Source organism: Actinosynnema sp. NPDC037264, from assembly GCF_055603705.1.
Window position 1 is genome coordinate 20,768 of sequence record NZ_JBVJVK010000048.1, and the last position, 26,294, is coordinate 47,061.

At 70.3% G+C, this 26,294-nt stretch carries 25 protein-coding genes and 1 pseudogene; 11 read left to right on the plus strand and 15 right to left on the minus strand.

The features are described from left to right. Nucleotides 1-83 precede the first annotated feature (83 nt). From ACZ7GX_RS34680 to ACZ7GX_RS34710, 7 genes are all read right to left on the minus strand, one after another. Entirely contained in the window at nt 84-701 is a 618-nt protein-coding gene (locus ACZ7GX_RS34680; RefSeq protein WP_498783086.1) for a TetR/AcrR family transcriptional regulator, read from the minus strand. 29 nt (nt 702-730) lie between these two features. Further along, nucleotides 731-1,411 carry an ABC transporter ATP-binding protein gene (locus tag ACZ7GX_RS34685; protein ID WP_498783087.1) on the minus strand — a complete coding sequence of 227 codons (681 nt, stop codon included), beginning with the start codon at nt 1,409-1,411 and terminating at the stop codon, nt 731-733. Further along, complete coding sequence (locus ACZ7GX_RS34690; RefSeq protein WP_498783089.1) at nt 1,408-2,535, minus strand: ABC transporter permease; 1,128 nt, start codon at nt 2,533-2,535, stop codon at nt 1,408-1,410. Before ACZ7GX_RS34690 ends, ACZ7GX_RS34685 begins: the two co-directional genes overlap by 4 nt. A gap of 1,052 nt (nt 2,536-3,587) precedes the next feature. Next, on the minus strand, nt 3,588-3,878 hold the full coding sequence (locus ACZ7GX_RS34695; RefSeq protein ID WP_498783091.1) for a DUF4342 domain-containing protein: 291 nt from the start codon (nt 3,876-3,878) through the stop codon (nt 3,588-3,590). A gap of 348 nt (nt 3,879-4,226) precedes the next feature. Beyond that, nucleotides 4,227-5,462: a sensor histidine kinase gene (locus tag ACZ7GX_RS34700; RefSeq protein WP_498783093.1), complete on the minus strand. Its 1,236-nt coding sequence runs from the start codon at nt 5,460-5,462 to the stop codon at nt 4,227-4,229. Nucleotides 5,463-5,475: 13 nt separating this feature from the next. Then, on the minus strand, nt 5,476-6,024 hold the full coding sequence (locus ACZ7GX_RS34705) for a hypothetical protein (protein ID WP_498783095.1): 549 nt from the start codon (nt 6,022-6,024) through the stop codon (nt 5,476-5,478). A gap of 304 nt (nt 6,025-6,328) precedes the next feature. Next, on the minus strand, nt 6,329-6,991 hold the full coding sequence (locus ACZ7GX_RS34710; RefSeq protein WP_498783097.1) for a hypothetical protein: 663 nt from the start codon (nt 6,989-6,991) through the stop codon (nt 6,329-6,331). 274 nt (nt 6,992-7,265) lie between these two features. Between ACZ7GX_RS34710 and ACZ7GX_RS34715 the strand changes: the two genes are divergently transcribed. After that, entirely contained in the window at nt 7,266-7,682 is a 417-nt protein-coding gene (locus tag ACZ7GX_RS34715) for a DUF6892 domain-containing protein (protein WP_498783099.1), read from the plus strand. A gap of 131 nt (nt 7,683-7,813) precedes the next feature. On the opposite strand, the pseudogene ACZ7GX_RS34720 reads toward ACZ7GX_RS34715, so the two are convergent. Continuing rightward, nucleotides 7,814-7,923: pseudogene (locus tag ACZ7GX_RS34720) on the minus strand (transposase); the annotation flags it as partial. A gap of 18 nt (nt 7,924-7,941) precedes the next feature. Then, nucleotides 7,942-8,676 (minus strand): SDR family NAD(P)-dependent oxidoreductase, encoded by a 735-nt coding sequence (locus ACZ7GX_RS34725; protein ID WP_498783101.1) that lies wholly within the window; start codon nt 8,674-8,676, stop codon nt 7,942-7,944. 409 nt (nt 8,677-9,085) lie between these two features. On the opposite strand from ACZ7GX_RS34725, the gene ACZ7GX_RS34730 reads away from it, so the two are divergent. Continuing rightward, nucleotides 9,086-9,283 carry a hypothetical protein gene (locus ACZ7GX_RS34730; protein WP_498783102.1) on the plus strand — a complete coding sequence of 66 codons (198 nt, stop codon included), beginning with the start codon at nt 9,086-9,088 and terminating at the stop codon, nt 9,281-9,283. Between the two features lie 414 nt (nt 9,284-9,697). Next, nucleotides 9,698-10,258: a hypothetical protein gene (locus ACZ7GX_RS34735; protein ID WP_498783104.1), complete on the plus strand. Its 561-nt coding sequence runs from the start codon at nt 9,698-9,700 to the stop codon at nt 10,256-10,258. Nucleotides 10,259-10,786: 528 nt separating this feature from the next. On the opposite strand, the gene ACZ7GX_RS34740 is transcribed toward ACZ7GX_RS34735, so the two are convergent. Both ACZ7GX_RS34740 and ACZ7GX_RS34745 read right to left on the minus strand, forming a co-directional pair. After that, nucleotides 10,787-11,527, minus strand: a complete 741-nt coding sequence (locus ACZ7GX_RS34740) for a response regulator transcription factor (RefSeq protein WP_498783106.1) — start codon at nt 11,525-11,527, stop codon at nt 10,787-10,789. Next, a complete protein-coding gene (locus tag ACZ7GX_RS34745; RefSeq protein ID WP_498783108.1) occupies nt 11,524-12,729 on the minus strand; it encodes a sensor histidine kinase in 1,206 nt (401 codons plus the stop codon). The genes ACZ7GX_RS34740 and ACZ7GX_RS34745 overlap by 4 nt, the downstream gene beginning before the upstream one ends. A gap of 204 nt (nt 12,730-12,933) precedes the next feature. On the opposite strand from ACZ7GX_RS34745, the gene ACZ7GX_RS34750 reads away from it, so the two are divergent. Next, complete coding sequence (locus ACZ7GX_RS34750) at nt 12,934-13,731, plus strand: ABC transporter ATP-binding protein (RefSeq protein WP_498783110.1); 798 nt, start codon at nt 12,934-12,936, stop codon at nt 13,729-13,731. Further along, nucleotides 13,731-15,983, plus strand: a complete 2,253-nt coding sequence (locus tag ACZ7GX_RS34755; RefSeq protein WP_498783112.1) for an ABC transporter permease — start codon at nt 13,731-13,733, stop codon at nt 15,981-15,983. Before ACZ7GX_RS34750 ends, ACZ7GX_RS34755 begins: the two co-directional genes overlap by 1 nt. A 315-nt stretch (nt 15,984-16,298) precedes the next feature. On the opposite strand, the gene ACZ7GX_RS34760 is transcribed toward ACZ7GX_RS34755, so the two are convergent. Beyond that, a complete protein-coding gene (locus tag ACZ7GX_RS34760) occupies nt 16,299-17,033 on the minus strand; it encodes an SDR family oxidoreductase (protein WP_498783114.1) in 735 nt (244 codons plus the stop codon). A gap of 114 nt (nt 17,034-17,147) precedes the next feature. Here ACZ7GX_RS34760 and ACZ7GX_RS34765 point away from each other — a divergent pair, with 114 nt between their 5' ends. Further along, nucleotides 17,148-17,822 (plus strand): TetR/AcrR family transcriptional regulator, encoded by a 675-nt coding sequence (locus tag ACZ7GX_RS34765; RefSeq protein ID WP_498783116.1) that lies wholly within the window; start codon nt 17,148-17,150, stop codon nt 17,820-17,822. Between the two features lie 481 nt (nt 17,823-18,303). Continuing rightward, nucleotides 18,304-19,653 carry an MFS transporter gene (locus ACZ7GX_RS34770; protein WP_498783118.1) on the plus strand — a complete coding sequence of 450 codons (1,350 nt, stop codon included), beginning with the start codon at nt 18,304-18,306 and terminating at the stop codon, nt 19,651-19,653. 1 nt (nt 19,654) lies between these two features. Here ACZ7GX_RS34770 and ACZ7GX_RS34775 read toward each other — a convergent pair whose 3' ends face one another. Next, entirely contained in the window at nt 19,655-20,293 is a 639-nt protein-coding gene (locus tag ACZ7GX_RS34775) for a TetR/AcrR family transcriptional regulator C-terminal domain-containing protein (protein ID WP_498783120.1), read from the minus strand. Between the two features lie 66 nt (nt 20,294-20,359). Between ACZ7GX_RS34775 and ACZ7GX_RS34780 the strand changes: the two genes are divergently transcribed. The 3 genes from ACZ7GX_RS34780 to ACZ7GX_RS34790 are packed head-to-tail and all read left to right on the plus strand — an operon-like array spanning nt 20,360 to nt 23,750. Continuing rightward, a complete protein-coding gene (locus tag ACZ7GX_RS34780; RefSeq protein ID WP_498783122.1) occupies nt 20,360-21,319 on the plus strand; it encodes a zinc-binding dehydrogenase in 960 nt (319 codons plus the stop codon). A gap of 35 nt (nt 21,320-21,354) precedes the next feature. Continuing rightward, a complete protein-coding gene (locus tag ACZ7GX_RS34785) occupies nt 21,355-22,566 on the plus strand; it encodes an FAD-dependent monooxygenase (protein WP_498783124.1) in 1,212 nt (403 codons plus the stop codon). Nucleotides 22,567-22,571: 5 nt separating this feature from the next. After that, nucleotides 22,572-23,750 carry an FAD-dependent monooxygenase gene (locus ACZ7GX_RS34790; protein ID WP_498783126.1) on the plus strand — a complete coding sequence of 393 codons (1,179 nt, stop codon included), beginning with the start codon at nt 22,572-22,574 and terminating at the stop codon, nt 23,748-23,750. 144 nt (nt 23,751-23,894) lie between these two features. Here ACZ7GX_RS34790 and ACZ7GX_RS34795 read toward each other — a convergent pair whose 3' ends face one another. Then, the gene (locus ACZ7GX_RS34795; protein ID WP_498783128.1) at nt 23,895-24,743 is read right to left on the minus strand and encodes an NAD(P)H-binding protein; all 849 of its coding nucleotides are present in this window, start codon (nt 24,741-24,743) and stop codon (nt 23,895-23,897) included. Continuing rightward, nucleotides 24,740-25,183 (minus strand): nuclear transport factor 2 family protein, encoded by a 444-nt coding sequence (locus ACZ7GX_RS34800; RefSeq protein ID WP_498783130.1) that lies wholly within the window; start codon nt 25,181-25,183, stop codon nt 24,740-24,742. Before ACZ7GX_RS34800 ends, ACZ7GX_RS34795 begins: the two co-directional genes overlap by 4 nt. Nucleotides 25,184-25,311: 128 nt before the next feature. On the opposite strand from ACZ7GX_RS34800, the gene ACZ7GX_RS34805 reads away from it, so the two are divergent. Further along, a complete protein-coding gene (locus tag ACZ7GX_RS34805) occupies nt 25,312-26,277 on the plus strand; it encodes a helix-turn-helix transcriptional regulator (RefSeq protein ID WP_498783132.1) in 966 nt (321 codons plus the stop codon). Nucleotides 26,278-26,294 lie beyond the last annotated feature (17 nt).

Below are 26,294 nucleotides of genomic sequence, written 5' to 3' on the forward strand. Positions count from 1 at the left end.
GTACAGGTTCAATCAACACTGAAACTATAGAGTTGCCTTACAACGAGTTGCCCACCACGAACCTGCGGAGACGTATGTGCAGTTCAGGAGGTATGCCCGACTTCTGGCGCGCCATGGGGCCGCCCGGTCCGGTTCACGTCCAGGTAGGGGCGGAGGAGCCGGTCGAGCAGGGCCACCACGGCCGTTCGACCGTCGCGCTCGATGTCCTGTGACGCACGCAGGACGGTCGCGTTGACCAACTCGGCCATCTGGTCGGGATCCGCCTCGCCGAGCAGGCGCAGGGCGTTGACGAGCGGCTCCCGGAGTTGGGCGTGCAGCCGCGCGCTGTGCTCGTGCAGCACTGAGGGGTCCATGGCGGTCCGCAAGGCCTTGGCGACCGCCTGCTCGGGCCCGGAGAACAGCGCGACGTTGGCTTCCACGTACGCCCACACCTGATCGGCCGGGGTGGGTGCCGCAGCGACGTGGGCGCGCACCTGGGCGGCCCAGGCCGGGAAGGTGTCCTCGACCACGGCCTGCAGGAGTGCGTCTCGCGAGGAGAAGTACTGGTAGACGCTGGACCGAGCGAGACCGGCGCGCGCGCCCGCGGCGGCCAGCGACGGGGCTTGACCCGTCTCGGCGAGCAACTCGTGCGCCGCGACCAGGATCGCCCGCCGTTGCCGTGCGCGGTGCTCGGCCACGGTGGGCGCCTGGATGCGGGGCATGCTCTCCTCCTGGCGGGTGTCGCCTTTCGCTACGCCAGGGCGGGCTGGGCCGGGTTCAGCCTGCCGTCGACCATCTCGTAGACCCGGTCGCAGTGGCGCAGCACGTCGTGGTCGTGCGTGACCACGACTGTAGCCATCCGGAGGTGGTGGGTCTCCTTGGCCAGCAGTTCGACCACCTCGTGACTGCGCCGGCGGTCCAGCGCGGCGGTCGGCTCGTCGACGAGCAGCAGGCGCGGCCGGGTGACCAGCGCACGGGCGATGCCGACCCGTTGGCGTTCACCACCGGAGAGCTCGTGAGGCCGACGACCGGCCTTGTGCTCCATGCCCACCTCGGCGAGCAGTTCGAGGGGGTCGCGGCTCGCGTCGTGCCGACCGAACGTCAGCGGCAACCGCACCTGGTCGACGGCGGTCAGCGAGGAGATCAGGTTGTTGCTCTGGAACACGTAGCCGAACCGCTCCCGACGGATCCGCGCCCGGTCCCGCTCGGTGCCCGACAGGTCGACGTCACCGACGAGCACTCGACCCGAATCGGGCACGGTGAGCCCGCCCGCCACCGCGAGCAGGCTCGACTTGCCCGCCCCCGACGGCCCCACCACCGCGACGATCTCGCCTTCCCCGACGCGCAGGGTCACCTCGTCGAGCGCGGTGGTGATGTCCTCCCCGTCGCCGTGACGGAGGGTGACCTCGTCCAACAACAGCCCGGCGCTCATCGGTTGCCTCCCAGCGCGGTGAGGGGGTCGACCTTGACGATGCGCAGCACCGCGATGGCCGCACCTGCCATGCCGAGCACCACCAGCAGCAGCCCCGCGACGGCGATCGACCCCGGGTCGAGCGAGAACGGCATCGGCGTGGACGAGATCGCGGCGCCCGCCGCCACCCCGACGCCGACCCCCAGGACGGTCGAGATCGTCAACAGCACCAGCGACTGGGCCAGGCTGTCCCGCAACACGTACCGCGTGCTCGCGCCCATCGCGCGCAGCACCGCGATCTCCGGTTTGCGCTGGATGGTCAGCACGGTGAAGAAGGCCCCGACCACCAGGGCCGAGATCGCGTAGAGGAACACCTGGATCATCTGCAGGGTCGACGTCTCGGCGGTGTAGCCGGGTGACGCGCCGAAGGACTCCTCCAGCGTCATCGACATCGTGCCGGCGTCGCGGTCGCCCGCGGCGAGGTCGGCCTCGGACGCGGATCGCACCGCGACCGCGGTGATCTCCTCGTAGGCGTGTGCCGGTGCCTGAGCGCCCGGCGCGGTCCCGGTCCGGATCTCCTGCCACGTGCGCAGCGGGATGTAGCCGATGTCGACGTGGCCGTAAGTGTGCTGACCGTCCAGCACGCCGACGACGGTCAACTCGGTGCCGACCCTGTCGACCGTGACGACATCACCGAGCCGGACGCCCGCGTCCAGTGCCGTGGCGCTCACCACGATCTCGTTCGGGTTGGACCCCAGGCGCGTGCCCTGCGTCGGTTCCGGGTCGATGAACGAACCGGGCTGGACGCCGAACAGCGCCAGGTCGATGTCGACGTCACCATTGGTCTTGGCGTTGACCAAGGTGTTCCCGTACGGCGCGGCGTCGGTGACGCCGTCGCGCTCCGCCCACTCGTCGACCGCGCCGAGGTCCACCACGCTGCGCGAGAACGCCGCGTCGGCCGCCACGTCCCGCTCGAAGGCCAACGACGTGACGGGCAGCTTCTTCAGCCCGGAAACGCCGTCGTCGACCAAGCCCACCGACAGCCCGGACAGCAGCACCATGAGGATCGCGATCAACGCGACCACGGTGCCCATCAGCGCGAAGCGGCTCCTGGCGAAAACCAGCTCACGGATCGTCAAGAACATCGGCTATCGACCCACCTGAGTTGTCGACATCATGTCGGCAACTTTACCGACACGATGTCGGCATGTGGGCTCGGGGTCTCTTAACGCCTCCCACCCCAGACATGAACCATCTTCACCTTCCGTCCGCCGTGCACGGACACGCGGCGGTCGCGAGGGGCGACGCCTGCGCGGCGTGGACCGCGAGCGCATCGTCCAGGAGGCCCCGGCGTTTCCGGGCAGCACGAGACCAGGTCGGGCCTATCGACGCGTGTCTCGTCCCAGTCGATCAGCATGGCCCGGTCCCGTGCCGCTCGAGAAAGTCATTGTCGCCGGCAGAGCGGTACTGGGGACCGTGAACCGAGCGGTGCAACTCCTGATCAAGGATGTGCACCTGATGACCCAGACGGGTCCGGCGGAGGAACACCGAGGACACCAAGCCCGAGACCGCCCCTGGACGGCCTGGGTCGTGTCTCAGATGTGCCGTAGCGGCAATGTGGATGGTGACCCGGTAGCGGCGTCATGGGCGTCCACTCCCACGTCACCCAACCGATGATCGACACCATGCTCGCCGCTCTCCACCACCGCTGGGAGCAAACCCGGGAGCAAACGGTGAGCGCGAACCCATGACCACCTTCGCAAATGCAGAGGCGGTCAAGATCACCCGCTCCCGAATGGGAAGGGTGGGCGATGAACTCGGGAACCGGTGACACCAGCAATCGGCTTCGGCCGACCGGATCTACTTGCGCAGCATCTGCTGCAAGGCCACCCCGAGACTTCGCCGCGATCGACCACACCACCGCCCACCACGACGGGTACTCGCCCAGTCGCTCCCAGACCAGCCGCACCCGCCCGCGCCCGCACCTCAGCCGACTGCCGTGACGTTCCTGCCATGACTCCGTCCTCAACAAGCGATGGAGCCCTATGCAAGCCGGGTGATTCTGAAGATCACCAGCCTTCACAGTCGTTCCAGCCACAGCATCAAGCGCGGCGCCGCCACCAACCACTGACGACGGCACCAACCCCCTGCGTCCCGCCCGTGCCTCCTCGCTACCGCGACAACCTGCGACTGCCGACTACACCTGCTCGCTTTCGACCGTTGTCACGGACTGACCGCCAGGCTGGCGGCGGTCCTCGAGCGTGATCCCGCACTTGCCGGCCAGCGCGACACCGGTACCGATCGCCGTGGCCACCGGAGCGGCCAGCGCCGCGACCAACCCGAGAGCCACCGGCACCTCCAACACCACGTCCTCCTTGCTGTCACGCACGACCACACGGCGGTTGAAGCCCTCGCTGACCAGCCCGCGAACAGCGTCGACCACAGCGTCGACGGCGACACGGGGATGCTCGGGCCTGAATTCGCTCATGACTCTCCTCGAACTGCGGATGCCTGCTGACCCCTCAAGCGTGCCCACGGTCCGGCGCCCTGCCATCAGGGTTTCCCCCGATCCCCGCCTGATTCATCCCCCAGAACCACCGCTCACCGCAGGACCTGTCCAACGAGCGGTTCTGCCGCTGATTGCGTGGTCAACGAGTGGGGGTGACTGCTGACAGGTAGTTACGACTGCTGTACCTGATCTTCGTCCCACTCGGTAGCTCGATCCGACTCCTGGTGCTGCGACCGGCACGAGAGAACCCCGACTGGGGCTCCCGCCGCATCCACGGAGAACTACTCGTACACGGCATCAAGATCGCCCCATTATTGCGGAAGTCGATCAGCGCGTGCCGGGCCCCGTCGTGGCGTCGGACGGCCCGGCGTCGTATCGGTCGGCCGCCGCGGGGAGCGGGTCGTGGACCGGGAGGACCGCGTGCAGGCAGAAGCCGCCTCCGGGCAGGGGGCCGGCGGTGAGCTGCCCGCCCAGGACGGCGAGGCGTTCGCGCAAGCCGGTGAGCCCGTGGCCGGTCGACAGGTCGCGGCGGGGCGGGGAGGCGTCACGACCGTCGTCGGTGACCACGATCTCGATCCGGTCGGCGGTCCAGGTGAGGCGGACGTCCGCGGTCGCGCGGGGGCCGGAGTGCTTGGCGACGTTGGTCAGTGCCTCCTGCACCACCCGGTACACCGCGAGGCCCACGCTCGGCGCCACCGGCCGCGGTTCACCGACCACGTGCAGCCGCACCGCAGGTCCCGTCGCGCCCACCGACTCGACCAGGTGCGGCACGCTGTCCACGCCCGGCAGGCGCTCGAACGCCTGGTCGGCGTTGTCGGTGCGCAGCACGTCGAGCATCCGGCGCAGCTCGCTCATCGCCTGCTCGCCGACCTCCTCGATGGTGCCGAACGCCCGCTCGGCCCGCACCGGGTCGTGCCCGAACACCCGCCGCCCGCCCGCTGCCTGCAGCACCATCACGGTGACCGAGTGCGACACCACGTCGTGCAGCTCGCGGGCGATCCGCGCGCGCTCCTCCGCCACGGCCTGCCGCGCCTCCCACTCACGTCGGGCCTCCAGCATCCCCGCGTGCTCGCGGCTGGTGCGGATCCACCGACCGGCCGCCCACACCGCGAACGACTGCACCGCCATGTACGTGAACACGGCCACCACCACCAGCACGGGCCGCGGGGTGGCGGAAGCGAGGTCGAGCACGGCTATCCAGGCCGCGTGGGCCTGTGCGGCGACCAGCACCACGACCGCGACCCTGGTCGGGCGGTGCACGGCGACGGTGAACAGCGCCAGGTACAGCCCCACCATCGGCCAGAAGTCGAAGCCGCTCAGGAACTTGGCCAGGACGGAGTGCGCGAAGGCCACCGCGAACACGGTCGCCGGGGCCCGCCGCCGCAGCAGGAGCACCACGAACTCGATCGCCACGTACGCGATCGAGAACCGCATCTGCTCCGGCGCGCGGTCCCCGGAGACCGCGTCCGAGTACAAGAGCACGTCCAGCGCGCAGGCCGACGCCGCCAGGGCGACATCGGACACCACCGGCGGGATCGACCGCGCACCGGACGTCGCGCTCATCGCCTTCGGCTCATCATTTGCAGACCGGCACACCAGGCGGGCACACCTTCGACCGGAAGATCCTCTCTTCCGCGTCGTCGTGCTCGTAGCGGGGGTTGCTCTGCTGGTCGATCCACTGGGCCGACTCGTCGAGCAGCTCGGGCGTGATGTCGACGTGCGCGCTCGACCCGGTCACGCCCAGCGCCTCCAGCGCCGCCCATGCGCGTCCCCCGTGCGCGGCGACCGCGTTCCGCACCGCGCCGCCGGCGAGGCCGTTGCGCTGGTAGCTCGGGGCGTGCCTCGACGGGAACTCCAGGTCGAGCGCGACCATCGTGGTGTCGTGCAGCTTCACGACGGTCACCCGGGTGGGCGAGATGCGCTCGATCCTGTTGTGGCCGAGCGGCAGCGGGAGCACCAGGACCTCGACCCGCGTGGTCCCCTCGACGAGGCCCGCCGGCGGCTCCGGGACCACGACGTAGCTCGGGGCCATCAGCAACCCTGGCGTCAGGTGGCCGTGCTGCGGCTCCTCGCGGAAGCCTGCGGCCTGGATCGACACGGCGAGGCCGGTAGGTGAAGTGGGCATCGGATTTCTCCGTTGTCGGTTGGTTTCTGACACCGCCAAGGGAAGCCCTCTTCGGCCGCTACATCGTCCACCGCAGAACGGATGTCAAGCGTCCCCTCAGGGGTTTACCACTAACGGGTGGCTCAATTCGAACGAGTGGTTGTCCAGTGCCCTTGAGGATCGTTTGGGCTCACTCGACCGGCTTTCGTTGGTCGCCTGGACGCCGCTGAAACCCTCACCCTGGGTAGTAGCAATCGAAGTCTGATCACGGCGGGCACGCGCTCCACGAACGTCGCGGTGGTGGGCGCGCTTGAGCGCGGCGCGATCAGGCGTTCTCAGGAGTCTTTCCCGTACCCGCGACAGCGCCGGGCTCGTCCGGCCGGCGCGGCACGAGAACGCGCCAGCCGTCCGGCAGAGGAGGCAGGGCGACGTCCTCCCCGCGGATGAAGTCCCTCCTCCACCGCTCCCGACGGCGGGCGTACCGGTGTGCCAGCACGGCGGCGATGATGCGACAGGCCAGGGCGACCAGCACGGTCACCCGCGCAACCGCCCCTTCCGACCAAATCAAGACCACCGCAACCATGGCGAGCAAGAGCATTTCGTACAGCACCCAGGCCACCGTGCGCCACAAAGGCGTCGGGACGTCAGCGCGCAGATCCGTCAGGGTGTCGACCTCGTCCGCGCCGTACTCACGGATGCGCGCCGCCTCTTCCGCACGCCGCCGCGACTCCTGCAAAGCCTCGACGATCGCATTCGCGCCGGCCACACCCAACCCGATACCGACGGCACTGGTGAACCACGCGTCCGGCCCTACGGCCACCACCACCGCCGCGGCCAGGAGATCCAGCACGCCCGAGGCGACCGACAGCCCCAGATCCCGCCGAAGGAGTCCGCGCGGCAGTGCCCTGCGGCCGGCCGACGTCGCCACCGGGCGCAGCGCCACCATGTTGACCACCTCGTCACGCGCCCGCCGAACCCGCTCGTCCACCGACTCCTCCCACCGCTCATCCCACGAGGACACGGATCCCCGATCCGGCAACGCATCAAACGCTGCCGCCGAGAAAGTCGAGGAGGTGGCGGTGATGAGGCCAATGTCCTGTGAAACGGGCACTCCGCCGGCGACCCATAGCTTTCCGGCGACCGGGCGTTGCTCGCGGACTGCTGCACCAGCTCCCTGTCGCCACCCTTCGTGGCTCCCCCGCTACTGGTACGAGAACTAGATGACTTCCGGACGGCGGTGTAACCGCCTATATGGTTCGGGTATGAGCCAGCCGATTCCGTTCTCCGACGTCAACTTCAAGCTCGCCGTCGTGCAAGAGCTGATGTACAACCAGGGCCTCTTGCCGAGGTTCGACCTGCGCGAGCACGCCGCCGAGCAGGGCTTCACCTACGACGACGGGAGCGTCGAAGCGGTGCCTGAGGCTCTGGCCTACTTCGAGGCGCTCGAGGTCCCCGCCGAGCTCGCGGAGAAGATCACCGAGATCGAGATGGACGGCGGCAACGAGATCTACCTCGAGATCGCGCCGAACTGGGACGGCGAGGACGGGCTGTTCGACGTCGACGAGTTCGCCGACCTGCGGCACTTTCCCAACCTGAAGTCGATGACGCTGTTCTACACGGGCAACGAGGAGGCGCTGGAGACGCTGCGCGCCCGCGGAATCGAAGCAGACTGGCTCTGAACCGCTCTGACTTCGACCTGCCGCCACCGGCGATGAAGTCCCGCGTTCACACCGCCGACCGCCGCCACCACCTCGACGTGATCCCGCGTCGAGGTGGTGGCGAACTGCTGCAACTAATGACGATCCACCCTGAGACGTTCGCCCATCAGCTGCATCGACTTGCGCTTGCCGTCCGACAACAGGCCACGCAGGTACAGCTCGCCCTGGCCCTCTGGTCACGCCGGGCGAACCCGCCGAACATGTCCGCGGCGAAGTCCTGCTAGACGATGGTGTACCCGCCGTCGGCCAGCAGGAGCGCACCCGTGACGTAGCTGGACCGCGGCGAGGCGAGGAAGAGGATCACCTCGGCGATCTCCCTCGGCTCGCTCATGCGCCGCAGTGCCGTGGTGGTGGCGGCGTTGGTGTGGACCGCGTCCCCGAACAGGTTCATCACGGTCTCGGTCGTCACCCCGCCCGGCGCGATGGAGTTGACCCGCACGCCGCTCATGCCGAACTCCACGGCCCAGTTGCGCGTCAGGGACTCCAGGGCGGCTTTCGTCGCGCCGTAGGCGGCGGCGTTGTAGACCGGTGTCACGGCGGCCACGGTCGAGACGTTGACGATCGCGCCCGCGCCCTTGGCGACCATGGCGGGCGCCAGCGCCGCAGTGAGGTGGAACGGCGCGAGGACGTTGACCGCGAATAACTCCTCGAAGCCCTCGCGGGTCTGGTCGGCGGTCGACGCGAACGGGTAGATGCCCGCGTTGTTCACCAGCACGTCCACCTCGCCCGCCGCCGAGGCGAGCTCCCGCACGCCCTCCGCGGTGGACAGGTCAGCACGGACGAACCGCGCGGTCCCGCCGTCCGCCTCGATCTCGGCGACGACGTCCACGCCGCGCGCGGCGTCCCGGCCGTGGACGATCACGCTCGCGCCCTCACGGGCGAACAACTTCGCGGTCTCGTGACCGATCCCGGCGGTGGCGCCGGTGACGAGCGCGACCTGGTTGCGCAGTTCCACGGGTGTGCTCCCTCGCAGTTCGACAAAAGGCGAAGAACGTATGCCGCACCGAGCCCCTTTCGCAAGCCCTCGCGACGGATCAGCGCGCCGACCGACCTGACACCGTCGAACAAACCTCGATGCCTGCTCGACCGGTCGCTGCGCCGCCCGGAAAGTCATCGTCGCGGGTAGAGCCAAGAACGTGGAACTGCTGGTGCGGCGGCACGCAGTCGCCGTACTGCGCCGCACCACCCGACGGGCCCTGGACCGCTCGACAAGCCCGCAACCTGCTGATGGACCTCGGCGACAGGGCAGACGACTTCCGGTTCCCCATCCGCGACCGGCCGGCCAGTTCACCGCCTCGTTCGACACGTCTTCTCCGGCTCCGGCATCCAGGTCGTGAAGATCCCGCCACGGTGTCCACGAGCCAATGCCACTCGAACGGTTCGTCGGCACCGTCCGCCTGCTCATCCTCAACGAACGCCACCTGCGGGCGGTGCTGAACCGCTGCGCGAACCACTACAACCACCGCACGGGCCACATCTCGACACGTCGCCGACCAGTCCTCGGCGGCCTGATCGACGAGTACGAACCCACCGCCGCCCAACCGCAGGTCAGACAGCGGTAGTTGACTTCTCGCACCGCACCCCACAGGACGTCGCCGTCAAGTCCGGCCTGGGGAAAATCCCATCCAGCCAACGCGCCCGCTCACCCAATCGAGCGGAAGACGAGCCTTCGGCCAGACATTGAGGGAGCCGAAAATGCTTCGCTCGATCTCATGAACCGCTGGCGGGTAGCCGCCGCCATGCTGGTTCTTCGCGTATTCATGAAGAGCACGAACCAGGTCCACAATCCAAGGCGGCTCGTCGAGTGACAGGTCGGACTGCTGACGAAGGACCTCAGCCGCAACCGGGAACTCCTCTGCATGTCGCGAGAACTGTGCCCGATGTCGATCACAGCGATCTGCTCATGGCCAGCGCGCTCCGGAGCGCAGATCACGAAACCTTCACCGCTGGAGCCGCCTTCGGCTACGCTGCCGCTCGTGCACGGACAGACATGGTCCCCCGATCCTGCAAAGCCCGTCATCGAATACCGGTCCGGTAGGTGGGTGTTCATCGGCGGGCTGGCCATGTTCGTCGTCTTCGGGTTGATCGCCGTCTTCCCGGACGTCGGGCAGGCGTCAGCTTCGTCGAGGGCGAAGAATATTCCTCCGGCCGCCGCGGCGGTCCTCTTCGGCGCGCTCGCACTGGGCGGCCTGCTGGTCATGATCGGCTCCGTCCCCCGCATGCACCGCTTCGTCGTCGATCACCGCGGACTGTGGTGGCAAGCCGGTCGCAAATCCGATCTGATCGCGTGGGAGGAGTTGCGCGCCGTGCGCGGACAGGAACCACGCCCGCCGGTCAAGGGCGACCCGAACTCGAAGCCCATGCCGTCGGCCCTGGTGTTCACCCCCGCGGACGGCCGTTTCACGACTCGCCACAACGCGCTGGTGAAACCCTCGCCGATCGCCAATCCGGAAGCCGAACTGAGACTGCCCAACACCGCCACAGTCCGGCAGCTGACCCAAGAGATAGCCAAAGTCCGGCCGGACCTCCTTCACTGATACCCCTGACAGGTCCAGCCCGACGCTTTCGCGCGGGCACGCTGGCTGACTCGTGTCACGAACGGGAAGGCACCCTCACGACCTGGGAGAATCCTGACCGTCGTGGTCGGAACTCACGTCGTTCGAGAAGCACCCTTCCGGTGCACCGAGCACTGCAACTCGCGCCGCCACGGCCAGACCAGCCGACCGCAGAGCTGCGCCGCACCTCGGATACGCCGCCGACCAGTCCGTACGTAGCCCAAGTGCCCGAAGCTCTCACGGGCCACGGTTACCATCCGCGTGATGTCCTCCAGCACGGCATGACCGGCCGTGCTGCTCCGACTGACCTACCTCGGCGTGACCAACGCCTTCGCACTGCTGCGCCTGCTGCCATGAGCGACCGGGACAAGGACACAGAAATCCTGGCGCTACGGAGCACCCTGCTCGGCGGCACGCGACTCGGCCGCCCCGGTCAACTCGTCGAAGTGGACCTCACAGCAGCGCTGCCGGCATGACCGAGCAGCCGAAGTCCTCGCCCCGCGGCGGCGGTCACCGGTGGTCGGTGCCGCCGTCGGGAAAAGCGCGGGCCAGACCGGTTTGGTAGGCGATGACGACGAGTTGCGCGCGGTCGCGTGCCTCCAGCTTGGTCATGGCGCGCTGCACGTGGGCGCGAACGGTGAAAGGGCTGAGGTACAGGCGGTCGGCGATCTCCAGGTTGGACAGACCGGTCGCGACCAGGGCGACCATCTCGCGTTCGCGCGGGGTGAGGGCGGCGAGTCGTTCGGGATGGCGTGGTGTCGTCTCGGCCGGTGTGGCGAGGAAACGGGCCACCAGGGAGCGGGTCGCCGCCGGGGACAGGAGGGTGTCGCCCGCGGCGATCGTGCGCACGGCGTCGAGCAGGCCTTGCGCCTCGATCCCCTTGCCGATGAACCCGCCGGCCCCCGCGCGCAGAGCCTGCGCGATGTACTCGTCGGTCTCGTACGTGGTGAGGATCAGTACGCGGGTGGCACGCAGATCCGGATCGGCGCAGATCTCCGCGGTGGCGGCGAGGCCGTCGGTGCCGGGCATCCGGATGTCCATGATCACCACGTCCGGGCGCAGTTCGCGGGTCAATGCCACCGCCTCCCGGCCGTCGCCCGCCTCCCCGACCACGGCGATGTCGTCCGCGCTGTCGAGGAGAGTGCGGAAGGCACCGCGCAGCAGCGCCTGATCGTCGGCGAGGAGAACCCGGAGCGTGTCCTCGGTTGCACCGTCGGTGTCCTGCCCGTCGGGTCGCGCGTCGTCGGTCATCGGCCCTCGCTGTCGGTCGCCGCGTCGGTTCGCCGTGCCGCGTTCCCGGCAGCGGGCAGGGGCAGGTCGGCGGAGACGAGGAAGCCCCCTTCGGGGCGCACGCCCGCGGTGAGGGTGCCACCGACCGCGGCGGCCCGTTCGCGCATGCCGATCAGACCGTAGCCCGGTGGCCGCTCCGGCCGCGTGCGGGCGCCCTCGCCGTCGTCCGCGATCGTGACGTTCACGTGGTCACGAGCCCAGGCGAGCCGCACCCGGGCGCTATCGGTGGCAGCGTGCTTGGTCACGTTGGTCAGAGCCTCCTGGATGATGCGGTAGGCGGTGAGGTCCACCGCGGGCGGCAGCGGCCTGGCTGTGCCGTCGTCGTGCATCGACACCTCCAGGCCCGAGCGGCGCAGCGCCGCCAGCAGCGCGGGGACCTGCGACAGCCCGGGCGCCGGGTCGGTGGGTGCGGACGTGTCGTCGGGCCGGCGCAGCAGACCGACGGTGGCCCGCAGCTCGTCGAGAGCGTGGCGGGTGGTCCTGACCAGTTCGTCCAGGCTCGTGCGGGTCTGCTCGGGGCGGGTGTCGAAGAGGTGGGCGGCGACGGTGGCCTGCGCGTTGGCGAGGGTGATCTGGTGGGCCACCAGGTCGTGCAGCTCGCGGGCGATGCGGACCCGTTCCTCGGCCACCTTCCGGCGCGCTTCGCGGTCCCTGCTTTCCTCGGCCCGGCGTGCCCGCTCCTCCACGACCGCCAGGTAGGCGCGCCGGTGCCGCGTCGAGCGCCCCAGCGACGCGGCCACGAGCAGCGACGCGGCCACGGTCACAAGCCTGCTCATGTCCTGCCACGAGAAGTCGGCTTCGAAGAAGGGGACGAAGCCGACCAGCAGCGCGGCCGACGGGAGCAGGACCGCGACCGCCACCCGCCGTTCGCTCCGCACGGCGAGCGAGTAGGCGCTGACGACGGCCGGGGCCACGATGAGCGGGGTCAGCAGCAGGCCGGTCGGTGCGACGAGCATGCCGCACGCGGTCGTGGCCATCGTGGTGGCCACGGGCGCGCGGTGCCGCGCCAGGAGCATCCCGGACGACACCGCGGCGATGAGGTAGGCCGCCACCAGCGGCGGTGCCACCGTGTCGTCGACGTGCAGCCAGCCGCCGAGCAGGCAGACCACGAACGCCACCGCGACGACCGTGCCCTCCCGCCACCACTTCCCCGGAGGCGACACGAGGTCAGCGTACGGGACGGACACTCCGCACGCGGGGCCAAGCAGGCACGTGTAGTGCGTCCGCACCAGGAGCGGGCCGGGCTGGTCCGTGCGCACCAGGCGAAGACGATCCGGGCGAACGATGTGCGGGACCGCGGTTGGCGACAGGGTTGGTGGCGGAATCGTCCGGCAGCGGGCCGGACGGCGAAGCGGCGGGAAGAAACGTTGCACGACAGCGGAAACAGGACCGACGCGGTTCGGCTGACGGCCGTCCGCAAGGTCTACGGGCGGCGCGACCACCAGGTGGTGGCGCTCGACGACGTGACGACCCGGTTCGGCCGGGGCACGTTCACGGCGATCATGGGGCCGTCGGGCTCCGGCAAGAGCACCCTGCTGCAGTGCGCGGCCGGGCTCGACCAGCCGACGTCGGGTTCGGTGCTGCTCGAGGAGCACGAGCTCAGCGAGATGAACGAGACCGAGTTGACGAAGCTGCGGCGGGATCGGATCGGCTTCGTCTTCCAGGCGTTCAACCTGCTGCCGGTCCTGACCGTGCGGCAGAACGTGACGTTGCCGTTGCGGCTCGCCGGCCGCGAACCGGACCGGGGCCGGGTTTCGGACGCCCTCGACCAGGTCGGCCTGGGCGAGCGGGGCAACCACCGGCCGGCCGAGCTGTCCGGCGGGCAGCAGCAGCGGGTCGCCATCGCCCGCGCGTTGATCGGCGACCCCGCCGTCATCTTCGCCGACGAGCCGACCGGCGCACTGGACACGAGGACGGCGCGGGACATCCTCACGCTGCTGCGGCACTCGTCGCGGGCCGCCGGTCAGACGATCGTCATGGTGACCCACGATCCGGTCGCGGCGTCGTACGCCGACCGCGTCCTGTTCCTCGCCGACGGGCGGCTGGCCGGTGAGCTGCGCTCGCCGACCCCGCGAACCGTGGCCGACCGGATGACCCACCTGGGTGCCTTCGCCGACGAGGGCCCTCTCCCCCGGTTGGCGACGAACCGGGGAGGGCAGCGCTGATGCTGCGGTTCGCACTGCGCACACTGCGGTTCCGCGCGGGCATGTTCGTGGCGGCTTTCCTCGCCATGTTCTTCGCCGCGGCCATCATGATGGCCTGCGGCGGCCTCATCGAGACCGGCGTCCGCACCGCCGTCCCTCCGCAGCAGCTGGCCTCGGCCGATGTCGTCGTCGCCGGTGACCAGGAGTACCACGGCTCCGGCGGCGACCCCGACGAACCGCCGATCCTGCCCGAGCGGGTCCGGGTCGACGCGGGGCTGGCGGACAGGATCGCGGCGCTGCCCGGCGTGCGGGAGGCCGGGAGCTTCGTCTTCGAAGGTGACGCACCTGCCGGCACGGTCGACGCGATCGGTGTGGTGGCCGAGTCCGGAGTGGACATCGGCGAGCTCCGGGCGCGCGTCGACGCCGAGCTGGACAGCGGGACCGTCACGCTGGTCGGTGACGAACGCGGGCAGGCCGAACTGCGCGAGGCCAAGGCGAGCGGCGTCACGGTGATGGCCCTGGCCGGGGTCTTCACCGCCTTCGCGATCCTGGTGTCCGTCTTCGGGGTGGCGGCCATGCTCGGGCTCTCGATCGCCCAGCGCCGGCAGGACCTGGCGTTGCTGCGGGCCGTGGGCGCGACGCCTCGTCAACTGCGCGAGCTGATCTCCCGTGAGACGCTGCTGCTGTCCGTGGTCGCCACCGCGCTGGCCTACTTCCCGGGCAGGTTCCTGGGCGAGTTCGTGTTCGACCGGCTGGCCGAGCGCGGGATCGCCGCGGAGGGCGTGGTCTTCCACCAGGGCTGGATCCCGGCCGTGGCCGCCATGGCGGTGGCGATCCTCGCGGCATTGGCCGGTGCGCTGGGCGCCGGCAGAAGGGCGTCGCGCATCAAGCCGGCCCAGGCGCTCACGGAGGTCTCCGTCGAAGGCAAGCTGATCGGCGGCGGACGCCTGCTCCTGGCGGTGCTCTTCCTCACCGCCGGGATCGCCCTGACCATCGTGACCATCGCCGTGATCAGTGGACCGCTGACGCCGGCCACCGGCGCACCTGCCGTGATCCTCCTCGCCATCGGGTTCGCCTTGCTGGCACCCGTGCTGACGAAGGTCACGACCTTCGCCGTGCAGTGGCCCGTGCGCGCGCTGGGTGGTGTGACCGGCCAGCTCGCCGTGCTCAACGCACGTGGCCACAGTGGCCGGCTGGCGGCGGTGATGGGGCCGGTCATCCTGCTGACCGCGGTGTCGACCGGCATGCTGTACCTGCAGACGACGAACGACGAGGCGGATCGGCGGAGCTTCGCCGACACCCTGGTCGCCGACGCCGTGGTGACCGCTCAGGACCGCGTCGACGCGGACCTGGTGGCACGGATCGACGACCTGCCGGGCGTCGCAGGCGCCTCGGCGTACGTCAGCAGCGTCGGCTTCATCGAGCACCCGGAGGACAGCTCACCCGCCAACGAGGGCTGGACCCTCCAGGGCGTCACCGCCGAGGGCGCCGACGCCACCACGCCGGTCGAGGTCACCGCGGGCGACCTCGCCGACCTGCACGACGACACGGTCGCTGTCGAGCACCGGCACGCCGACCGGCTGGGCGTCGACATCGGCGACACGATCACGCTGCGGATGGGCGACAACACCCCGCTCGACGTGCGGGTGGCCGCGCTGTTCGCCGCACAGGACGATTACGACACGCTGTTGCTCCCGGCCGACACCCTGGCGGCGCACACCACCGATGGACACGCGAAGCGCATCCTCGTCAAAGCCGACGAGCACACCGACCCGGAGCGGTTGATCGCCGACCTGACCGAGGTGACCTCCGCCGCGGGCGGACTGACCGTGGCCGGCCGCGACGTCCTGCTCGGGGAGTACGACGACCAGAAGACGACCGCCAACTTCGCGATCTACATCATGGTGCTCATGATCGCGGGCTACGCGGCGATCACGGTGATCAACACGCTGGCGTCGAGCACGACGGCGAGGCGGCGGGAGTTCGGGCTGCAGCGGCTCGCGGGCTCGACCCGTGGTCAGGTGCTGCGGATGGTCGGCCTGGAGGGTGCGATCCTGGCCGTGAGCGGCATCGCGCTCGGCACCGTCGCCGTGCTCGGGATCCTGGTGCCGGTCAGCCTCAAGCGCCTCGACTCGGTACTGCCGGCCGGGTCTCCGTGGGTCTACGCGTCGACGGCCGCACTGACCGTGCTGCTGACGCTCGGAGCCATGCTCCTGCCCGCGTGGCGCGCGACGCGCGACCGGCCCGCCGAGGCGGCGCTCACTATCGAGTAGCCCGCCGCCGAGGGCGAAACCGACGGCGGCCATCGGGGTGGTCGACCTGCCCCGCAAGGCCCACGACCTGGTGATCGTCGGCGCTGGTCAGCGGCCAGGATCGTCGACGAGGAGCACCGCCGCCATGGCCTTCCTCGCCTGCGAGCAGAGCAGCTTCATCACCCGTTCAAGCCTGTACGTCGACGGCGGCTCGAACCAGATCCCAGTTCCGACGCCGCACACCCGGCAAGGATGGCGACCTCTCCGACGCCGGGGCCGCCATCCCCTCGACGGGAACGCTCCCGCGGACGGGCGCGAACACACCGTCGTCTGTGGTCAGATCTGGCCGATTCCGCCGTCGACGGGGAGGTCGATCCCGCTGACGAAGCTCGAGTCCGCGGAAGCGAGGAAGAGCGCCGCGGTGGCGATCTCGTGCTCGGCGCCGAGGCGGCCCACGGGTACCCGCGCGGCGATCTGTTCCTTGAACCCCGGCGGGAGGTCCGCGAACGCCGGGGTGTCGATCGCGGCAGGACTGAGGACGTTGACCCGGATCCCGCGCTCCTTCAGGTCGGTGGTCCAGGTCCGGGCGAACGACCGCAGCGCCGCTTTGCTCGCGGCGTACACCGTCGTTCCCGGATCACCCTTCTCCGCGGCGCCCGAGCCGATGAGCACGATCGAGGCGCCGTCGGACAGCAACGGCAAGAACTTCTGCACGGTGAAGAACGTCCCCCGCACGTTCACCCCGAACACGGCGTCGAACGACTCCTCGGTCACATCCCCGATCGCCTCGTTCCACGTCCAGGCCCCGGCGCTCGCGACGAGAACGTCGACCCGGCCCAGTTCGGCCGCCACGACATCGACCAGGCGGACCACGTCGGCGATCTCACCGACGTCACCGACCACACCGGTCACATCGTGGCCGATCGCGGCCACCGCCGCGTCCAACCGGTCCTGACGACGGCCGGTGATGACCACGTGTGCACCCTCCGCGACGAACAACTTCGCCGTCGCCAGTGCCAGTCCGGAGGTCGCCCCGGTGATCACCGCGACCTTCCCACCGAGCTTCGCCATGTCACTCCCCCTGTCTCAAAATGATGGTGCTCTCATTTTCAGTGCTTGCCGAGCCTATGAAAGATGAGGGAACTCTCAAAGTTGAGACATGTCACATTTTGTTAGGCTGGCCGCATGCCCTCCAGCAAGAACCCGCCGCCCACTCGTCGGGACGCCCACCGCAACCGCGAGCGGCTTCTCGAGTGCGCCCGGCGCGCGTTCGCCGAACGAGGCGCCGGGGCCGCCCTCGACGGCATCGCACGGGAGGCGGGTCTGGTGACCGGCACCCTCTACCGGCACTTCCCGACACGTACGGACCTGCTGTGGGCCGTTCTCGAACCGAAGCTGCGCCTCCTGCTCGACGAGGTACGGGCCTTGCCCGACCTGGAGCACCCGTGGGAGGCGTTTCGCAGCCTGTTGGAAGTCCTGTGTTCGGCCCAGGCCGGGGATCGGGCGTTCGGCGACTTCCTGGCGAAGCGGTTTCCCGCCGACGACCGCTCCGAGGCTGTGCACAGCGAGATCTGCGCACTCGCACAACGCGTTCTGGAGCGGGCACAGGAAGCCGGCGCCGTGCGCTCGGACGTCACCGGCGCCGACCTCTTCGTGTTGTTCTGGGCGAGCGGTCGAGTCGCCGAGGCCACGCGGCACGTTGCCCCGTCGATGTGGCGGCGGCACGTGTACCTGGCGATGGACGGGTTCCGGGCCTCGAACCGGCTCGACCTGCGGGAGCCCGCCTGGGACGCAGACCAGCTCTACCGGGCGATGGCCGTGCCCGGAGAACAGGCGGTCAGGACTTCCACGGCGAAGTAGCCCTCGGCGGCGAAGGAACCACCTTCGCCAGGGACCGTGCCGGAGGCGGAGCGACAATCGGCTTCACCATCGCCACCGCACGACTTCTGCCTGGTTGCCGACTTCACTGGTGCGTTGACCACTTGGTTCGCCGGGTTGGCCAGGCTGCTCGCGGGCGGCCCTGCCGTTGTCGGCGTTCGCCGCGGAAGCGGGCTCGCCCGCGAGCGTCCTTCACCGCGCTTGACACCTTAACAATGTTCAGGCACGGTCGACGCCAGACGAGGTGAACAAAGTTAAGGAGTCTCTGGTGCGCGCAGCAGTGGTCAGCAACCCGGACGCGCCGCAGACCTAGCGCTCCCCGGAACCGGAGAAAGAAGCCCTCGATGCGGTCGGGTGTTCCCGGCTGCGCCTACCTGGAGAACTCATGGTGCAAGGCACGTCGGTAGCGCGCTCGTCGGGTGTCGCGGAAGACAGGTGGAGCGGTCGACTGGTCGGCTGGTTGATGATCCTCGTCGGGGCGAACCTGTTGGCCGACGTGGTCATCGTCGCCCCGCTGCTGGCGTTGCCGGACATGATGCGGCACTTCCAGACCGACCAGGCCGCGTGGCTCAACTCGAGCGCGATGCTGGCGGGTGCGATGTGGGCGCCGTTGCTCGGTCGCACCGCCGACATCCACGGCAAGCGCCGGATCCTCGTCGTCACCATGCTCGTCACGCTTGCGGGATCGCTGGTCTGCCTGGTCGCGCCGAACGTCGTCGTCTTCGTGCTCGGGCGGTTCCTGCAGGGGGCGGCCATGGGAGCGGTGCTGCTCACGGTGGCGATCACCCGCCAGGTCTGCACCCCACGGGTCGGGATGGCCGCCGTCGGCGTCGTGACCACAGGCGCGTCGGCACTGGGGATTCCCGCGATGTTCCTGCTGAACCCGGCGATCGACGCGTTCGGCTACCGGAGCGTCTTCGTCGTCGCCACCGCTCTCGCGATGGTCTGCGCGGTCACCGTGCGGCTGTTCGTCCCGGAACCGCCGATCCGCTCCGGCGGGTCGGTCGACGTCGCCGGGGCGCTGCTGCTCGGTTCCGGTCTGGTCGCGGTGCTCGGTGGCGTCAGCATGGGCCCGGACGTGGGCTGGGCGAACCCGGGTCTGCTGGCCGCGCTGGTCGGCGGCGTCATCGCGCTGGTCGCCGGGGTGCGGCACGTGCTGCGGGTCCCCGAGCCGATCGTCGACCTGCGTGGGCACAGCGGGTCGCTGGCGTTGACGCTGGGAGCGGTGGCGCTCACGGCCGGCGCGGTGCAGAGCATGCTGCAGCTGAAGAGCCTCGTCGCGGAAGTGCCGCCCGAGCTCGGCCTCGGCTACGGCCTCGGCGGTGGCGACGTGGTGCTCGCGTTGTTCGTGCTGTCCGCGGTCGGGATCATGATCGGCGGTCCGGTGTCGGGTGTCCTCGCGTCCCGGATCGGTCCGGCGCGCACGCTGCTCGCCGGTATCGCGGTGGGCCTGTTGGCCACGTTCGGGATGCTCGTGGGCGTCTCGGTGCTCCCGGTCGGGCTGGTCTGCGCCACCCTGCTCGGTGTGGCCGCCGGCGCGGGCATCGCCTCCAGCTTCAACCTCGCGACCGTCTTGACGCCGCCCGAAAACCACGGTGCGATCGGCAGCCTGGTGGCGGTCGTGCTCTGCGTCGGGTCGGTCGTGCTCAACGTCGTCGGCGTGATGGTGCTCAACGCGACAGCCACCGACACGCTCGTCGCGGAGGTCGCCGCGAACTCCCTGACCGGGGTGCGGCTCTACATCCTGATGGGTGGCGCGGCGCTCGTCGCGGCCGCGGTGCTCGCGACGGTGCTGGTGCGCAGGCGCGGGTGAGTCAGGCGATCGGCCGGGCGGCGATCCCGTCGAGGACCATGCCGAGGTGCCGTTCGAACCGCTGGTCGCCCTCGTCCTGGAGGTGCCCGGCCCGCTTGACGAGTGACGCGCCTTCGCCGAGCCAGGCCTCGCGCGCGGTGACCGAGTAGCGCGTCGGATCGGTCTCGGCGGATTGGCGTCGTTCCTGTTCCTCGATGACGAAGCCGACGACGAACGCGGTGACCAGGTCGACGGCGTCGTCGGCGTGGTCGGGCTTCCAGCCGGCTGCGGTCCAGCGCTCGAACAACGGCTCCTTCATGCGGACCACGTCCGGGTCGGTGATCCGGGTGCCGCTGAAGATGCGGGCCCCGTCGCGGTGGAGCAGGTACTCCGAGCGCAGCACGCGGGCGTAGGCGGTGAGGTCGTCACGCCACCCGTCTCCCGGCGGGATCGCGGCGAAGGCGCCGGCCACGCGGCGCATGACCTCGGTGGCCATCTCGTCGAGCAGTTCCTGCTTGTTGCGCACGTGCCAGTACAGGGCGGGCGCGCGGACGTCGAGCCGGGCGGCGAGCGCGCGGACGGTCAGGGCGTCCATGCCCTGGTCGTCGAGGAGTTCGAGCGCCGCCGTGACGATCCGTTCCCGGGTGATGCCCTTGGTCATGGTTGACACCTTAACGGCGTTCAGGCACGCTGGACACATCCTTGAACTAAGTTAAGGAGCCGGGAAATGCGTGCTGCGATCGTCACCGCCCCCGATGCGTCACCCGTCTGCGGTGACTTCCCCGACCCGGTGATCCCGCCCGGTCACGAGCCGCTGCACCTCGTTGGGGCCGGCCTGCACAACATCGTCCGCGGGCTGGCCACCGGCCGGCACTACGGCCGCGGCCAGATGACGTATCCGCTGGTGCCTGGCATCGATGCGGTCGCCCGCACCGGTGACGGGCGCCTGGTCTACACCGGCTACGCGCGTCCGCCGTTCGGGACGATGGCCGAGCGGCTGGTCGCTCCGTTCCAGGCGGAGGTGCCGGCGGGGGCGGATCCGCTCGCGATCGCCGCGGGCATGAACCCCGGCCTGTCGGGCTGGATGGTCCTCACCGCGCGGCGCAAGGAAGTGGGGACGTTGGGCACCGTGCTGGTGCTGGGCGCCACGGGGATGTCGGGCAGTCTTGCGGTGCAGGGGGCTTTGGCGCTCGGGGCGGAGCGGGTCGTCGCCGCCGGGCGCGATCCGGAGGCGCTGGAGCGACTGCGCGGCGCGGGAGCGGCGACCGTGTCGCTGGCCCACGACGGACCCGACGGCCTGGAGAAGGCGCTGGCTGATGCGGTGTCCGAGACGTCGCCCGGTCTCGTGCTGGACTACCTGTGGGGACCCGTGGCCGAGGCCACCTTCGCCGTGCTGGGTCGCGGCGGCGAGGACACCGAGGCAGACACGGCCTACGTGCAGATCGGCTCGCTCGCGGGCCTGGAGGCGTCGCTGCCGGCGGACCTGCTGCGCAGCAGGCGGATCCGCATCACCGGAAGCGGCGTCGGATCGCGGTCCGCCGAGGAGATGCTCGCCGAGGCACCCGAGGTCATGGCCCGCTTCGCCGACGGGTCCCTGCACCTGCCCTACACCGCTTTCCCGCTGAGCCGGGTCGGTGAGGCGTGGGCGCACACCGGCCGTAGCCGCGCCGTCGTCGTCCCGGACTGAGCCATCCCGCAGAACGTGATCGGAGGGAGGAAGCCATGCAGAAGAGGGCACTGGTGGTGGGGCTCGGCATCGCGGGGATGTCCGCGGCCATCGGGCTGCGCCGGGCGGGGTGGACGCCGGTGATCGTCGAACGAGCAGCCGAGCGTCGGACGGAGGGTTACTACATCTTCATGTTCCCGGAGGGCGTGCGGGCCGTGGCCGACCTGGGGATCGCCGAGCACCTGCACACCCGCAACCCGGACTGGCGACCGGGCGGGAACTCGTGGTCAGTGGATCGTCGGGGCAGGCGGAGACCGGTTCTGGGCTTGCTGGACGCGCCCGGCGGGCTGGCCGCGGTGCTGCGCGGCGACATCGAGGCCGCGTTGTGGCAGGGCATCACCGGCGACGGGACCGAGGACCCGGTCGAGGTGCGGTTCGCGACCACTCCGGTCGAGATCACCGAGGGCGCAGGCGGGGTGCAGGTCCTGCTCGAGGACGCCGGCAGCGGGCAGCAGTACCGCGAGGACTTCGATCTCGTGGTCGGCGCGGACGGGATGCGCTCGAGCGTGCGCCGGATGGTGTTCGGTCCGGACGAGGACTACCTGGCGAACTGGAAGGCGATGATCTGCGCGTTCCAGCTGAAGGAGCAGGTGCCCTCCTACGAGGCGAGCGACAGCATCATCGTCTCGCGCCCCAAGCGTGCGATGTGGGTGTTCGGACTCGCCGACCACGCGCCCTGCGCGTGGCTGACCTACCGCACCGAGGACATCCCGGACCGGTTCGCCGGGCCGTCGATCGAGCAGGTGCGCGCGGCCTTCTCCGGGATGGACGACAACCCCGTGGTGCGTCACGTCCTGCACTCCCTGGAGCAGGCCCCTGACCACGTGTTCGACTCGATCCACCAGGTGAGGATGCCCCGGTGGAGCAAGGGTCGGGTCGTGCTGGTGGGCGACGCGGCGTGGTGCATGAACACCTACTCGGCCATGGGCTCCTCGTCCTCGCTGCGCGGCGGGGCCGCGCTGGGCGTGGCCCTGCGGGAGCACCCCGAGGACCTCGCCGCCGCTCTGGACGCCTGGGAGACCCGCCTGCGGCCCTACATCACCCGCCAGCAGCGCTCCGCACGGATCAAGCAACAGAGGTTCGTCCCGTCCAGCCGCCCGGTCGAGGTGCTGGTTTCGGGTGTTCTCGAGCTGATCCGCAGGGTCGTCCACCGCCGGATGGCGGCGGAGTACACCGCATCGTCGGCCCTGTCCGGCACGGCGCGGTGACCGCCATGCGGAAGAGGGTGTTGGTGGTGGGGCTCGGGATCGCGGGGATGTCCGCGGCGATCGGGCTGCGCCGGGCCGGGTGGACGCCGGTGATCGTCGAACGGGCGCCCGAGCGGCGTACCGGGGGCTACTTCGTCGGGCTGTTCCCGGAAGGCCGGCGGGCCGCGGTCGACCTGGGCATCGCCGACCACCTGCACACCCGCAACCCGGAACGGAAGGCGGGCGCGAACACGTGGTCGCTGGATCGCCGGGGCAGGCGCAGGCCGGCCCTGGGATTCCTGGACCAGCCCGGTGAACCCGCAGCGGTACTGCGCGGGGACATCGAGGCCGCGCTGTGGCAGAGCAGCACCGGCGTCGAGGTGCGGTTCGGGACCACTCCGGTCGCGATCACCGAGGGTCCTGCCGAAGTGCAGGTCCTGCTCGAGGACGCCGGCACCGGGCAGCGGTACCGCGAGGACTTCGATCTCGTGGTCGGCGCGGACGGGATGCGCTCGAGCGTGCGCCGGATGGTGTTCGGTCCGGACGAGGACTACCTGACCAAGTGGAACGCGATGATCTGCGCCTTCCAACTGAAGGAGCAGGTGCCCTCCTACGCGGCGAGTGACAGCATCATCATTGCGCGCGCGAAGCGGGCGGTGTGGGTCTTCGGGCTCGCCGACCACGCGCCCACCGCACTGCTGACCTACCGGACGACGGACATCCAGGACCAGTTCGCCGGGTCGCGGGTCGATCGGCTGCGCTCGGTCTTCTCGCGCATGGACGATCCCGTGGTGCGGCACGTCCTGGACTCCCTGGAAGAGGCCCCGGACCACCTGTTCGACTCGGTGCACCAGGTGCGGATGCCCCGGTGGAGCAAGGGCCGGGTCGTACTGGTGGGGGACGCCGCGTGGTGCTTGAACCTCTACTCGGGCATGGGTGCCACGTCGTCGCTGCGCGGCGGGGCCGCGCTGGGCGTGGCCCTGCGGGAGCACCCCGACGACCTCGCCGCCGCTCTGGACGCCTGGGAGGGCGGGCTGCGGCCGTTCATCACCAAGCACCAGCGCACCGCGCGCCTCAAGCAGCAGATGTTCGTCCCCTCCAGTCGTCGGGCCGAGGCGCTGCGCTCGGTCCTCCTCGGTCTGGCCCGCAGAATCCGCGGCCGACGGCAGGCGGCTGAGGCGGCGCTGTCCGGCACGTCGCGGTGAGGACGACGTCCGCGTCGAGGAGGAGAGGGGATCCGCCATGACAAGGCGTGACGCCACGGCTTGGGGCGCCCGCGCAACCAGCTCACCAAGCCGACCAAGCGGCTTCCCTTGCCGGCCTGAGGCAACGGGCACCCAGCCCCGTGGTCACTTCCCGCGCCATTCGTCCGCGTGCTCCGAGACGAACCGCGCGAAGGTGCGGGGCGGCCGGCCGGTCAGGTCGAGTACCGTCGTGCTGACGCGGTCTTCCCGCCCGCGCCGGATCCCGTCCTCGACGGTCGCGAGGGCAGCGGCGAACTCGGCGGGCAGTCCGGCGGCCCGGTAAGCCGCGGCCTGCTCGTCCGGCTCGATTTGCCGCACCCGGATCCGGCGGCCCGTCTGGGCGGTGATGGCTTCCGCGGTGTCGCCGTAGCTCAGACCCTCGGGCCCGGTGAGCAGGAGATCGTCGCCCGCGGCGCGGACTTCGGGATCCCCCAGCAAGGCCGCCGCGGAAGCCGCGACGTCCCGGACGTCGATCCATCCCACCTTGCCGTCGCCGGCCGCGGTGCGGATCTCGCCGAGCCGGTGGATGCCTTCCCCCAGCGGGTGCGGGCGCAGGAAGTTCTGCATGAACCCCGACGGGCGCAGCACCACCCAGCCCGGCTCGGCCCGCACCTGTGCCGCCAGTTCCAGCGCGCTGGGCGCGTTCGGCAGGACGATGGCGGAACCGAGCAGCACGACCCGGCGCACGCCGGACCGCCGGGCCTGGCGCAGGAAAGGCCCGGCCAAGGGCAAGGGGTCGACGCTTTCCACCGGGGGAACCAGGAAGACGCGATCCATGCCGCGCAGCGCGGCTTCGTGCGTGCTCGGGTCCTCCCAAGCGAATCGGATCGCGTCGGGATCGCCGGCGGAGGGGCGCCGGCTCGCGATCCGCACCGGTACCCCCGCCCCGCGAAGCCGTTCGACGAGTGCCGCACCGGTCTTCCCGGTGCCTCCGGTCACGAGCACCCCGGTCACGAGGCACCGTCCCGGTCGAGCGAAGCGATCAGCTCGGGCAACCGCCCGGCCGCGCGAGCCGTCGCCAGCGGACTCCAGTAGTCGCGATACACCGTGATCCGGTCATCGCGCACCGTCAGCACGACGACGTAATCCAGCCGGTAACGCTCGCCGGTGCAAACCGTGCGGCCCTCGGCCGTCCACTCGATCACCGCGGTATCCGCGTCCTCGGTCGGACGCACGGTGAGCGCGGCGACTTCCCGCATATCGAGCAGTTCCGGGTATCCGGCCAGGTAACCGCGGACTTCTTCGCGCCCCGTCAGGCGCCGCGGCGCATCGCCGGCGGCGAAGGGGAACTCCGCGGTGCCATCCACAGCCCAAAGATCCGCGACAGCGTCCATCTCCTTCTTCAGCATCAGGTCGAGCAGACGCCGGAAAACTTCCTCCGGTGCACTGGGCACGTCATCCTCCTCGGGAACTCTGCTTGCCGGACCAGCGTGCCCAGCAGGCAAGCACCCGAGGAACCCACGCTTCAGCCCCGGACTGCCAGGGGGAGGTAAAGCCGGACGCCGCCTGGGATGATGGCGGTGTGTCCGGACAAGAGCTCGCCGATTTCCTCCGCCGCCGCCGGGAGAACCTGCGACCGGAGGCCGCCGCGCGGGCGCACGGACCGGGGCAGCGTGCCCGGCGCACCCCTGGTCTGCGCCGCGAGGAGGTGGCGGCTTGGGCGCAGGTGTCGGTCAGCTACTACGAGCGGCTGGAGCAGGCACGTGCCTCCCGCCCGTCTCCGCAGGTGCTCGACGCGCTGGCGACAGCCCTTCAGCTCACCGGAGCGGAGCGCGAGCACCTGGCCAGGCTGGCCGGCCAGATCCTGCCCGACGCGCACCGCGAGCCCGAGCGAATCCCCGATGGAGCGCGTGCGCTCCTCGACCGGCTCGGCGCCATTCCGGCCTACATCGTGAACAGCAGGCAGGACATCGTCGCCTGGAACCGCGCGGCGGTGGCCTTGATCACGGACTTCGGCCAGTTGGCACCCGGCGAACGCAACGCCGTCCGGCTTGCCCTGGTGCTGGCCGGCACCCTGTGCGACGCCGCACCGGAGGCGGAAGCGACGTTCGCGCGGCAATCCGCCTCGCAATTGCGCACGGCCGCCCTGAAGCACCCCGCCGACCGCGAGCTGGCTGAACTGATCAACGAGTTCGCCGCCCACGACGCCGATTTCGCCGCCGGCTGGCGTGACCACGACGTGCGCCCCATCCCCGCCGTCCGCAAGCGGGTGAAGCACCCGGCTTTGGGAGAGCTGGAGCTGGATCGGACCACCCTGCTGTTCCCGGGCGCCGGACACACCCTGGTGATGTACACGGCCGAGCCGGGCAGTCGAGCGCCGCCGCCCTCGATCGCCTCAGCTGACGAAAGAGCAAAGAGCCCGCAGCCAGGATCGAAACCCCGGCTCCGACGAAGGGCGCGGCACTGCGGCGGAGCCGGCTCGCGTGACGGACCGGAACCCCGCCACCGTGCACCGGCAGCTCGGCCGACTGCGCTCGCGGCGTACTGAGCCGGCCCTCGACCGGC

Bases quoted from the DNA above. Each gene is read 5' to 3' on its own strand.
- ACZ7GX_RS34785 (WP_498783124.1), top strand. From the start codon at position 21,355: ATGCAGAAGAGGGCACTGGTGGTGGGGCTCGGCATCGCGGGGATGTCC.
- ACZ7GX_RS34770 (WP_498783118.1), top strand. From the start codon at position 18,304: ATGATCCTCGTCGGGGCGAACCTGTTGGCCGACGTGGTCATCGTCGCC.
- ACZ7GX_RS34695 (WP_498783091.1), bottom strand. From the start codon at position 3,878: ATGAGCGAATTCAGGCCCGAGCATCCCCGTGTCGCCGTCGACGCTGTG.
- ACZ7GX_RS34775 (WP_498783120.1), bottom strand. From the start codon at position 20,293: ATGACCAAGGGCATCACCCGGGAACGGATCGTCACGGCGGCGCTCGAA.
- ACZ7GX_RS34705 (WP_498783095.1), bottom strand. From the start codon at position 6,024: ATGCCCACTTCACCTACCGGCCTCGCCGTGTCGATCCAGGCCGCAGGC.
- ACZ7GX_RS34715 (WP_498783099.1), top strand. From the start codon at position 7,266: ATGAGCCAGCCGATTCCGTTCTCCGACGTCAACTTCAAGCTCGCCGTC.
- ACZ7GX_RS34680 (WP_498783086.1), bottom strand. From the start codon at position 701: ATGCCCCGCATCCAGGCGCCCACCGTGGCCGAGCACCGCGCACGGCAA.
- ACZ7GX_RS34685 (WP_498783087.1), bottom strand. From the start codon at position 1,411: ATGAGCGCCGGGCTGTTGTTGGACGAGGTCACCCTCCGTCACGGCGAC.
- ACZ7GX_RS34760 (WP_498783114.1), bottom strand. From the start codon at position 17,033: ATGGCGAAGCTCGGTGGGAAGGTCGCGGTGATCACCGGGGCGACCTCC.
- ACZ7GX_RS34755 (WP_498783112.1), top strand. From the start codon at position 13,731: ATGCTGCGGTTCGCACTGCGCACACTGCGGTTCCGCGCGGGCATGTTC.
- ACZ7GX_RS34690 (WP_498783089.1), bottom strand. From the start codon at position 2,535: ATGTTCTTGACGATCCGTGAGCTGGTTTTCGCCAGGAGCCGCTTCGCG.
- ACZ7GX_RS34730 (WP_498783102.1), top strand. From the start codon at position 9,086: ATGCCACTCGAACGGTTCGTCGGCACCGTCCGCCTGCTCATCCTCAAC.
- ACZ7GX_RS34700 (WP_498783093.1), bottom strand. From the start codon at position 5,462: ATGAGCGCGACGTCCGGTGCGCGGTCGATCCCGCCGGTGGTGTCCGAT.
- ACZ7GX_RS34780 (WP_498783122.1), top strand. From the start codon at position 20,360: ATGCGTGCTGCGATCGTCACCGCCCCCGATGCGTCACCCGTCTGCGGT.
- ACZ7GX_RS34790 (WP_498783126.1), top strand. From the start codon at position 22,572: ATGCGGAAGAGGGTGTTGGTGGTGGGGCTCGGGATCGCGGGGATGTCC.
- ACZ7GX_RS34765 (WP_498783116.1), top strand. From the start codon at position 17,148: ATGCCCTCCAGCAAGAACCCGCCGCCCACTCGTCGGGACGCCCACCGC.
- ACZ7GX_RS34740 (WP_498783106.1), bottom strand. From the start codon at position 11,527: ATGACCGACGACGCGCGACCCGACGGGCAGGACACCGACGGTGCAACC.